This is a genomic window from Aquibacillus rhizosphaerae (assembly GCF_030282825.1).
Taxonomy (GTDB): domain Bacteria; phylum Bacillota; class Bacilli; order Bacillales; family Amphibacillaceae; genus Aquibacillus_C; species Aquibacillus_C rhizosphaerae.
Genome location: NZ_JASTZU010000022.1, coordinates 22,457 through 33,282, shown reverse-complemented (window position 1 = coordinate 33,282; position 10,826 = coordinate 22,457). Strand labels below are relative to the sequence as shown.

Sequence of the window (10,826 nt, the reverse complement as noted above, 5' to 3'; positions counted from 1 at the left end):
AGATCCACTCAGAAGCGGTCTTCTTCTGAGTTAGCTGAAGCCGTGTCCGCGGAAAGCGACTGCCCGGAGCGGAAATCAACATAGCAGTTAGTGCAGACTTTACATCAAAAGTGCGACAGCTTTTAAAGCAACAACATTTAGCGAAAAAGAGCCAAAAAAATAAAGCAGACCCAACAGAGCCTGCCTAATACCTATATCATTTAACAGATTGACCAATTACTGAACTTGCCACTTCAACCATTTCTTCTTTTGTTAGTTCTTCACTTGCTAGATAGTAATCTACTCCATTATAACTCCATTCCAATGATGATGCCTTCAGAGCGCCCATTGTAAAGCCAAGGCTTACCGGCTCACCTACAACGGATTCTGGACTAGACATACTCGTTGGATAAGCATTCGCTTTTTCTTGTACGAGCGTAAAATTCTTCGTGCCTTCATATGAAAGCATGACACGGGTGCCATTTTCTGTTTCAGTTTCTTTCTCTTCAACCAATTCCGCCCCTAAATTTTCTGTTGGATATAACCTGGTTAATTCACTATCTTGGTTGTCTTCTGCCATTGCCGGAATACCTAACAGACTGCTTGTCATATTCTTTTCGATTTCAAAGGTATCCGCCGCAAACTCTGGATTAAGTTCAAAGTTAGAGAACTCAACTTCAACTAAAGGCTTTTTATCTTTATCAAGTACTTTAACCATAACAGGCGTGTAGGTCTTTTTATCAAAGTATATTTCTTGATAAGGTAAATTATTGTTATTTTGGTAATTCGTCTTTGTTTCAAAAATGAAATAACTATCCGTAGACTTAAAGCTTGAATCCGAGTCATTTAATACGTCTTTGACTAATGATTGGTATAAATATGGTTGACTACTATTATTAGGCCAATCACTTTGGAACTTAAAGCTTTTGTTTAAAGCAGGCGTAAGCACAAATACTCCATCATCGTTCTTTAAAATAATTTGGCTACCCTCTTCATCTTTTTCATTTTTCAATATCACTCGATAATATGCCTTTTTCTTGTGCGCAATATCAATATTGTATGTTTGTGCTTCCTCGCCTGTTTGTAAGCTCATCATAGCCTGAGCTTGATAACCACTCATATCTTCTAAGCTAGCTTCTAACTTGCTTACTACATCCTCTTTTGTTTTTTCCCCACAGGCAACTAATACTAGGATCAATAGGGTGATGATCCCCAAGCCAAAATATTTTCTCATGGTCACAACTCCTTTGTCTCATTTCAATGGACAAAGGGAACGCATTTTACCGCAATTTATATCAATGTACGAAATACAGAAGTCAACCCATCAATAACATCGGTAGCAACAAGGTCTTGTTTTGAACGTTGTTCTGATACTAAGATATCTGCAGATGCACCATGGATAAAACAACCATTAGTGAGTGCATCATTTAGGGACTGATTTTGCATCATCATAGAAAGTAAAATTCCTGATAATACATCTCCACTTCCACCTTTAGCTAACCCGGCATTGCCTGTTGTATTTACCCACTGTCTCCCATTAGGATCGCTAATAATCGTATGAACACCTTTTAGAATTAAGTACACACCGTGCTCACGTGCAAATTGCTTAGATACCTTAAAGGGACTAGTAAGAATTTCTTTAACAGAGTAACCTGTTAACATGGCCATTTCTCCTGGGTGTGGTGTGAGTACAGTCGGATGCTGTCTTTGTTTTATCAAAGGTAGATCACCTTTGATATGTTGCAGACCATCTGCATCTATTAAAATTGGAATCTTCGCATCTACTATAACTTTTTTTGTTATTGATGCTGTAGATTCGCTACGTCCCATACCCATCCCGATCGCGAGTGCATCATAGGATGAAAAATCTATAGCTGGCAGACCTGTTATTATACCTTCGTTACTTAAAAAAGAAATATAGGTTGCTTCCATGCAATAAGAAGCGATAGATGGTATTGCCTCTTGAACAGTACCTACCGTGATCAGTCCAGAACCAGAACGTAATGCAGCCTTTGCAGTCATTGCTACGGAACCTGGCATCGTATGAGATCCACCAATTACTAAACCCTTCCCATGACTCCCTTTGTGAGAATACCGGTTTCGTTTAGGCAAAGTTTCAACTACATTTTTTTGATTCCAAGTTTCAATCAAGTTATCCTGTGAAAATGTTGTATGTGGTAAACCTATTTCCACTAATCTCCACTGCCCATAAAAAGGAGAGCAATATTCTAGGTACAAACTCAATTTTGGTAGTTCTACCACAAATGTATAATCTGCTTTAATTGCAGTGAAATTAGCAACACCTTCATCAGCTGGTACACCGCTTGGTATATCAACAGAAATTGTTAACATCTCTAACTTGTTTACAACTTCAATAACTTGTTTGAACGGTTGTCGCACTTCACCAGAAATACCAATTCCCAGCATAGCGTCAATAACCACATCCGCATTAGACAAGTACTGCTCAACTACTGTCACTTCTTGAACCAGTTGAATTTTGCCTTTAAAATTAATAAATAATTGTTTGTGGTATGCTGCATCACCTTTAATCTTTTCATCAGCAACTAATTGTAAAACAATTACCTCATAACCTTTATTTAGCAAGTTTCTAGCAATAACAAAGCCGTCTCCTCCGTTATTCCCACTTCCAACCAAAACAAGAATACGTTCTGTATTGTCAACTAGATTCGTGATCTGATCAACAATAGCTCTACCGGCATTTTCCATCAATATCCTTCCATCTATCCCTCCTTTTTCAATTGCAAAACGGTCAATTTCGTACATTTCTTTTGCGGTTACAATATGCACAATGTTCCCTCCTACCCGCACTAAAATATATGAGACAAACTATCTGATTATGCAGACTAGCCTAACATGTCCCAAAAAAGTGTAGTAATTATTTATTGTTTTTCTCTTTAATTGCTAGACTTATCAGGGAAAATAGAGCTATATTTAAACACTTAACATTTGATTTCTTAATTCTATGATTATTCTTCAATAATTACTTGAGCAATTGCGTACGCCTCGCTATGTGATATCGAAACAAATATATTAGCCGATTTTGAATCTTTTACAATAAGCTTTGGAGCGCCACTTGCTAACCTAATTACTTCTATATCTTTAAAGCTCAATTTACCTATTCCAGTCCCGACCGCTTTAGAGTATGCTTCTTTTGCCGCAAACCTACCAGCTAAAAATTCTAATTTTCTTCTATCTGAACGTAAATCGCTATATATTTCTATTTCATTGTCCGTTAAAATCCTTTGCAAAAAACGATTACTATTATTCAGACTAGTTTTTATCCGTTCTAATTCAACAATATCTATACCTATTCCTTTAATCATAAATAATCCAACCTTTATTTTTGGCTCTTTTCTTAACCATTATTGCTTTACAACCGTCAAACTTGATATAAAGTCCGCACTAATCTTAGTGTGATTTTCTTTTGTCTTTACAAGATGAGTATTGATCAAGCGCTATGAAAAAACACTCGCTTTCCGTGGGGAACGCTTCAGTCTCCTCGCTCGCAAAGGACGCTCCCTGCGGGGCCTTCAGACTGTTCCTTTCCCACTGGAGTCTCGCATTTTTTCTCCGCTTGAGTAATTTTTCTTAAACAAAGAAATGAATTGCACTACAAACAGTAATGTGGATATAAACTCGTCATTAAATAGAAAATTAAAACAGTGAAGGCAGAATACGGAGACTCCTACGGGAACAGCACGAGCTGAAGATCCACTCAGAAGCGATCTTCTTCTGAGTTAGCTGAAGCCGCGCCCGTGGAAAGCGGAGTATTCTGCCAGAACGAAATACTACATCTCAATCAACACTCAAACAGAAAAGAATTTTACAAAAGTTAATAATATTTAATGCGAACTTTATATTAAGTATGAAATAACAACATCTCTCAGAAAACAGCCTTATTTTTTTTACTGTGTTAAGTATAACTTAACCTAGTAAAGGTCATCCAACATAACCTAATGTTTTTATTTGTGAATAACATAGTTAGTAACGTATTATATATAAGTAGAAATTTAATTAAAGGAGACTATTATGTTTATTCGGACAGAAAGTTTTAAAGATTTCATTCGATTTTATCCAATTGTAAGCACAATTGTAGCCATACAACTCGTTATATGGCTTTTAATCGCACTTGGTTCTCCATTAGGCAACTTTATACTGCAATGGGGTATAGGGGTGAATTTATTAGTTGAACAGGGAGAGTATTGGAGACATATAACACCAATCTTCTTGCATAGTGGTACGACACATGTACTATTCAATTCTTTTTCTTTAGTCTTATTTGGACCTGCATTAGAACAGATGCTTGGAAAGTTTAAGTTTATCTTAGTCTATTTAGCCACGGGGATTATAGCTAATATTTTCACTTACTATTTGGAATCTAGTCCCTATTATACCCATCTAGGTGCTTCTGGAGCCATTTATGGTTTGTTTGGAGTCTACCTATACATGGTTTTCCTTAGAAAAGACTTAATTGATCGTGCAAATGCGCAGATTGTTACAACAATTTTAGTCATTGGTTTAGTTATGACATTTGTTCAGTCTAACATTAATATATCTGCACATTTATTTGGGGTTATTAGTGGTCTCGCTTTTGGTCCAATTATTTTACACAACGTAGAACCTTTTTCGATTTACAGAAATCGCAAGAGAACTAAAGATGAATCCATACCCTTTGATCCTAATCGTTGGAACAAAAAAAGATACCGATACAAGAAATATATTGGTCCCATTATCTGGACTATAATAGCCCTTTTAGTACTTTTTGGATTATTATCTAACTTCTTTTAATATGTACACTCAAAAATAAACAAACTTATTCACAAAATTTATGGGAGTGGTTGATATGATTAATCCCGCTTGGTTATTTGCTTTAGCTTCAGTTATTTCAGTACTCGGAATCCTTATTTCTTTCAAAAAATTAATAAAAAGCGTCCGATATAGAATGGAGTATGACAAATTAAACCAAGAGATACTCCAAACAGAACAGTCACGTTATTTTATCCGGGTTGCTTTAATAGCGACACTACCCATTTTATTTATCATAGTTGGTTTTATTCTAAAACAAGATGTTATCATAACAGACTTCAGTGTTGCTGTTGCTACAATCATAATTTTGGGAGTATTACTTTTCGCAACCGTTCATGTACTTTTAGCTTATAGGGAACTACAAATGGTACCTCAAAATAATTCAGCTGAACACAAACCTTATATCAACACACTACTTTTTCTAGGAATGGCAACAGTGAACGCAATTCCCGCCATATCCCTAATCGCTTTATATATAAGCTAGTTATATTGCTGCCTACTCGCTAGAATTAGCTTGTAGGCAGCTTTTATTTATAACGCTTTAGTAGAATTTTGCTAAAACAAAGCCTATTTTTTTGTGAAAATGATAAACTAATTACAAGAAGATAATTTCCACTTATTGTGAATTTTTTATATAATATTACCAAGGTTGACTGGGGGGATTAAGTGAATTATTTATCTACAAACGGAGGAAGTATTTTTAAAATTGCAGCAACATACATAGGTACGATTGTAGGTGCTGGTTTTGCTACAGGTCAGGAAGTACTTCAATTTTTTACTACTTTTGGTGTTATGGGGATATGGGGCATTTTGTTATCTAGCCTTCTTTTTTTCTTCTTTGGTTATACCATCCTAGTCTTAGGACACAAGCTACAAGCAAATTCTTATGTTACTGTTGTACGCCATGCCAACGGCTTAATTATAGGAAGCATGATTGACATTATCATTACTATAATTTTATTCGGTGCTTTAGCTACAATGATTGCCGGTACAGGTGCTATCTTATATGAACAGTTTAATATCCCAACCATTATCGGCACTATTTTTATGGCTATCATAACATTAGTAACTGTCTTAAAAGGACTAACGATTGTTGTCAATGCGATTAGCTATGTTGTTCCTTTCTTATTTGCTTTCATGTTATTTGTTACATTATTTAGTTTAGTTAATAATTCTCTCTCACAAGAAGAAATTAATTTCACACGTACATTAGAATCGATCTCTCCTAACTGGTTTATGTCTGCAATAAGCTATACAGCACTAAATTTAATTATAGCAATAGCGATATTATCTCCACTTGGTGCAAAGACAAAAGAGCGTAAAACATTGTTCTGGGGTGCTTTGGTCGGTGGACTCGGATTAGGTATTAGCATTGTAGCTATAAATTACAGTATTATGACAACCATTATGGATTCATCTTTGGCAGAAGTACCGATGCTAACAGTTACCCACAACATCTCACCTCTTCTTAAGCTTCTCTTTACTATCGTACTTGTTGCACAAATATACACAACAGCAGTTAGTAATCTATTTGGATTTGTTTCACGGTTTTCTTTTGTCAAAAATCTAAGTCATAAATCCATCATAATCCTAACTACCATCACCGCTTTACTCATGGGACAAATAGGCTTTTCTACAATCATACATTATTTCTATCCCATTGTAGGTTATGGTGGTGCAATTTTACTTATAGGTTTGTTATGTAGCTGGTTTTTTAAAAGAAAAGAAATATCATTATAAAAAAATGCCACATAAATATGTGGCATTTTACTTATTAATTAATAGTTTTGTTGGCGGTTGCTATTGTTATTGTTAGACCCGCGTTTATTTTGGAATTTGCGATTTCTTCCAGTTGGCTTGCCTTTTTGAGAAAAATTATTACGTTTGTTGCCACCTCTGTAGTTTTTCTTACCACCTTTTGGTCCACCTTTAACACTTACAGGTTGAACCGATGTCAATGTAACCGGCGCATTACGGCGCTCTTTCGTTAACATTTTTAAAGCAGCTGAAACAACAGTTGCGGAATCATATTGTTCTAATAATTCTGATGCAGTTTCACGATAATCTTGTAAATCTTTTTTATCAATCGTAGAGATTAATTTTTCAACAGTTAATTGTTGTTGTCCACGACGTGCTTCATCCATTGAAGGTGGCGTCAAACGAGCTATCTTGCTCTTTGTTACCTTTTCAATTAAGTGAAGGTGCGGCATCTCTCTAGGAGTAATAAAGGTAATAGCTTCCCCACCTTTACCAGCTCTACCAGTACGACCAATTCGGTGTACATAGCTTTCTGGATCTTGTGGTACATCTAAGTTATACACGTGTGTAACACCTGAAATATCTAAGCCACGAGCTGCTACGTCTGTTGCAACTAATATTTCAATACGTCCACTTTTAAACTTATTTAAGACTGACATACGCTTCCCTTGAGTTAGGTCTCCGTGAATACCTTCTGCACGAAATCCACGAGCATGAAGACCTTCTGTTACTTCATCTACTCGCTTTTTCGTACGTCCAAAAATAATAGCAAGTTCTGGAGCATGAATGTCAAGTAAATTTGTTAATGTGTCAAATTTTTGCTTTTCGTGTACTTCAACGAAAAATTGATCAATATTTGATACAGTCATCTCTTTAGACTTCACTTTTACTTCTTCTGGCTTCTTCATTAGAGTTGAAGCAATATCTCTTATTTCTTTTGGCATTGTTGCTGAAAATAGTAATGTTTGTCTTTGTTCAGGAATTGATTTTAAGATGTCACGGATATCATCAATGAAACCCATGTTAAGCATTTCGTCTGCTTCATCCAACACTGCTGTGTGAACATTACTAATATTAATTGTTTTTCTACGGATATGATCTAAAAGACGACCTGGCGTTGCAACAACAATATGCGGTCCGTCTTTCAACGCTCTTATTTGACGATCCATATGTTGACCACCGTAAACAGGAAGCGTTTTAACACCCTTAAACTTTCCAAGTCTGTGTATTTCTTCTGATACTTGGATAGCCAATTCTCTTGTAGGGGCAACAACTAGCCCTTGAATTTTCTTCACATCTTTATCAATCTTTTCAATCATTGGAATACCAAATGCTGCAGTTTTACCTGTACCTGTTTGCGCTTGTCCAATAACATCTTTACCTTGCATACCTAATGGAATTGTTTGTTCCTGAATGGGTGTAGCTTCCTCAAATCCCATTTGTTCAAGAGCTTTCATTATTGGTTTAGAAACACTTAGTTCTTTAAATGTAGTCAATTTTCTTTCTACTCCTTTTTTTCTAAATCTCATAGTCAGCACTTTATGTTAACCACGTTAAAATTCACGGTTTTTAGTCGAGGTTATCGACAACGATTTATTTTCACTTTATTATTAATGTTCGATAACTTCGAACAGACTATTTATAAGTCTAACTTTTTAACGTGAAAAAAGCCTTCCTCCACACGCGGAAGAGGCCTTATTAGCGATCACTCATGGATTATTACATCTTATCACACTCTGTTTACTAATTCTACCTGTATTAGAAATGATTTTCAAACAATTGAGTGTTAGAATAAGAAAAAATGATATTTATACAAGGAGATACTTATGAATAAACCTCCCCTAAATCCATTTATCGCTATAATTATTGGAGTAATATCAGTCTCTTCAGCTGCTGTGTTAGTAAAGTTAGCTAATACTGCTCCGGCCTCTATCATTGCAAATTACCGCTTGCTTTTTGCCGTGCTGATCATGGCACCGTACGTGCTCCTTAAACATAATAAAGAGTTTAAACTTATTTCCAAAAAAGATTGGCTTTTTTCCGCACTTGCTGGTATTTTTTTAGCATTTCATTTTATTTTTTGGTTTGAATCGTTAAATTATACATCGGTCGCGAGCTCCGTTGTACTTGTAACATTACAACCTCTATTTGCTTTTCTAGGAACATACTTGTTTTTCAAAGAACGTTTTTCACCCGCTGCTATTATCAGTATGCTTATTGCTCTTACAGGTAGCGTTATTATTGGCTATGGAGACTTTCAAATCAATGGAGCTGCATTATTTGGTGATTTGTTAGCTATCATAGGAGCGATTATGATCACCGTATATTTTTTAATGGGGCAAAATGTACGGAAGCGAGTTTCCCTTATGACCTACACTTTTGTTGTCTATGGAATAAGTTCCATTACTTTAGTTATTTACAATATTGTATTACAACATTCATTTGTGAATTATCCAGCAACCCATTGGTGGATTTTCATTGCTCTTGCTATTGTTCCTACTTTTTTTGGGCATACCTTATTTAATTGGGCACTCAAATGGGTCAGCACTTCTTTTATTTCAATGGGTATTGTTTTTGAACCAGTTGGTGCATCCATTCTTGCTTACATCGTTTTAGGAGAACAAATTACATGGACACAGTGGCTTGGTGGTACGATTGTTATTTTTGGACTTTTTTTATTTATTGTAAGCACCTCGAGAAAAACAAAAATAACTATCTCCGAACGCAAAAAAAGCTGATCCCGTTGGATCAGCTTTTTATTTTCCTTGTTGATACGAATCATAGTTAGGTTGTGGTGAAAGTAATGCCAGAATAGCAGCTGTAATTGGAAATAACATAACAAGAATAATTACTTCTTGGTAGCCTCCAAAATTATCATAAAACAATCCAAATGGAAGTGGACCTAGGGCAGACGCTACTACCATACTTGTTTGTGCCAATCCCTTTATACTCCCTAAGTATCGCATTCCGAAATAGTTTGGCCATACAATATTTAGAGCAATCCGCTCAAATCCATTGACAATGCCCCAAACAACTCCAAAAATGATAGCCGTAAAAGTGGAATCTACAAACCACAATATTCCTAATGACACGATATGACCTATAAATGTAACCGCAAGTATGTAATGTACTGCATAGCGATCAACTAAATAACCAACAACAAAACTGACAGGAAAACCAAATATAGCCATTAACGACAATACTAATGCAGCTGTCCCTGCAGTTAATCCTTTTCCTTCAGCAATCGATACAATGTGGAATGTCACACCCGTGTTCACTAAGGCAGGAACACTAACGCAAAAAAGTATAAACCAAAAAGCTCGAGTTCTCATCGCTTCTTTTAAACTCCAACTTATCTCATTTTCTTTCACATTCGGACTAACTACTTGTTCATGATTAGACTTTTTATTTTTTTTATTAACTTTAAGTAAAATCATTACTGGAACCGAAAGAACGAGTAAAGTGATCCAAAAAGTAGCTGCAATCTTTGTTGGATAGCTAATTAATAACCAGTAGGTAAGAAAGATACTTATAATTACCAAGACAATCCAAAATGTCTTCGTTCTCGTTACGTCTTTTATATTCCACCGTTTGAATGAAGTATTTGTTTCCCTTCTTAGTCCACTACCATCAGGAGTTTCTCCTATATCTTGTGGTTGATTTCTTACAAGTAAGATAGCAAGAGGGACAAATAGTAAAATCAATGCTAAACCTAAAATCAACCAAGCACTCCGCCAGCCGACCACACCTATAATCCATGTATTAAGTGGTGGGAATAATGCTGAACCCGCGAAACCACCGACAGTCATTACACTGAGCGCTCTCCCCCTTTTTGACATAAACCACTTAGGCACTAAGGTGTTTGGTAGTAAAGTCATAGACCCCTGACCAAATAAGCGAAGTAGAAATATACCGATAAACATCATAACCGCTCCTGTGATGAATGCGTTCCAAATACATGCAATCGCTAACATCACACCTACAATTGTCATCATAACTCGTTGCCCGAACCGATCAACTAAACGACCTATAAAAAACAAACTAAATCCAGCACACAGTGTTGCAGTCGAATAAATTCCCGACACAAATGATCTAGAGTATTCAAAATCAGCTATGTAATAGTCAATAAATATAGATATTGAGAAAGTTTGACCAGGTCCAGAAAAAAACACACTTAAACAGCTTACAAAAACAATAATCCACCCATAATAAAATGGTGGATTGATCAGTGTTTTTTCATTATTTAATTTTAACTTCACGTT

General features: G+C 35.8%; 9 protein-coding genes. 4 read left to right on the top strand and 5 right to left on the bottom strand.

The genetic code is table 11. The annotated features are described in order from the left end of the window. Positions 1 to 196: 196 nt before the first annotated feature. The 3 genes from QQS35_RS06740 to acpS all read right to left on the bottom strand — a co-directional run bounded on the left by QQS35_RS06740 (position 197) and on the right by acpS (position 3,323). Positions 197 to 1,213 (bottom strand): LolA family protein, encoded by a 1,017-nt coding sequence (locus QQS35_RS06740; protein WP_285931153.1) that lies wholly within the window; start codon positions 1,211 to 1,213, stop codon positions 197 to 199. Between the two features lie 56 nt (positions 1,214 to 1,269). After that, positions 1,270 to 2,787 (bottom strand): NAD(P)H-hydrate dehydratase, encoded by a 1,518-nt coding sequence (locus tag QQS35_RS06735; RefSeq protein ID WP_285931152.1) that lies wholly within the window; start codon positions 2,785 to 2,787, stop codon positions 1,270 to 1,272. Positions 2,788 to 2,966: 179 nt separating this feature from the next. Next, positions 2,967 to 3,323, bottom strand: a complete 357-nt coding sequence (gene acpS, locus QQS35_RS06730) for a holo-ACP synthase (protein WP_285931151.1) — start codon at positions 3,321 to 3,323, stop codon at positions 2,967 to 2,969. A 706-nt stretch (positions 3,324 to 4,029) separates the two neighbouring features. Between acpS and QQS35_RS06725 the strand changes: the two genes are divergently transcribed. The 3 genes from QQS35_RS06725 (at position 4,030) to QQS35_RS06715 (ending at position 6,546) form a co-directional block, all read left to right on the top strand. Continuing rightward, complete coding sequence (locus tag QQS35_RS06725) at positions 4,030 to 4,788, top strand: rhomboid family intramembrane serine protease (protein WP_285931150.1); 759 nt, start codon at positions 4,030 to 4,032, stop codon at positions 4,786 to 4,788. 55 nt (positions 4,789 to 4,843) lie between these two features. After that, positions 4,844 to 5,290 carry a hypothetical protein gene (locus QQS35_RS06720; RefSeq protein ID WP_285931149.1) on the top strand — a complete coding sequence of 149 codons (447 nt, stop codon included), beginning with the start codon at positions 4,844 to 4,846 and terminating at the stop codon, positions 5,288 to 5,290. A 182-nt stretch (positions 5,291 to 5,472) separates the two neighbouring features. Next, a complete protein-coding gene (locus tag QQS35_RS06715) occupies positions 5,473 to 6,546 on the top strand; it encodes a YkvI family membrane protein (protein ID WP_285931148.1) in 1,074 nt (357 codons plus the stop codon). Between the two features lie 38 nt (positions 6,547 to 6,584). On the opposite strand, the gene QQS35_RS06710 is transcribed toward QQS35_RS06715, so the two are convergent. Then, positions 6,585 to 8,060 carry a DEAD/DEAH box helicase gene (locus tag QQS35_RS06710; protein WP_285931147.1) on the bottom strand — a complete coding sequence of 492 codons (1,476 nt, stop codon included), beginning with the start codon at positions 8,058 to 8,060 and terminating at the stop codon, positions 6,585 to 6,587. A gap of 330 nt (positions 8,061 to 8,390) precedes the next feature. Between QQS35_RS06710 and QQS35_RS06705 the strand changes: the two genes are divergently transcribed. Then, on the top strand, positions 8,391 to 9,302 hold the full coding sequence (locus tag QQS35_RS06705; RefSeq protein WP_285931145.1) for a DMT family transporter: 912 nt from the start codon (positions 8,391 to 8,393) through the stop codon (positions 9,300 to 9,302). 18 nt (positions 9,303 to 9,320) lie between these two features. Here QQS35_RS06705 and QQS35_RS06700 read toward each other — a convergent pair whose 3' ends face one another. After that, positions 9,321 to 10,823 (bottom strand): MFS transporter, encoded by a 1,503-nt coding sequence (locus tag QQS35_RS06700; protein WP_285931144.1) that lies wholly within the window; start codon positions 10,821 to 10,823, stop codon positions 9,321 to 9,323. Positions 10,824 to 10,826 lie beyond the last annotated feature (3 nt).

Excerpts from the sequence above, each read along its gene's own strand:
- QQS35_RS06740 (WP_285931153.1), bottom strand. The coding sequence starts at position 1,213 with ATGAGAAAATATTTTGGCTTGGGGATCATCACCCTATTGATCCTAGTA.
- QQS35_RS06705 (WP_285931145.1), top strand. The coding sequence starts at position 8,391 with ATGAATAAACCTCCCCTAAATCCATTTATCGCTATAATTATTGGAGTA.
- QQS35_RS06720 (WP_285931149.1), top strand. The coding sequence starts at position 4,844 with ATGATTAATCCCGCTTGGTTATTTGCTTTAGCTTCAGTTATTTCAGTA.
- QQS35_RS06725 (WP_285931150.1), top strand. The coding sequence starts at position 4,030 with ATGTTTATTCGGACAGAAAGTTTTAAAGATTTCATTCGATTTTATCCA.
- acpS (WP_285931151.1), bottom strand. The coding sequence starts at position 3,323 with ATGATTAAAGGAATAGGTATAGATATTGTTGAATTAGAACGGATAAAA.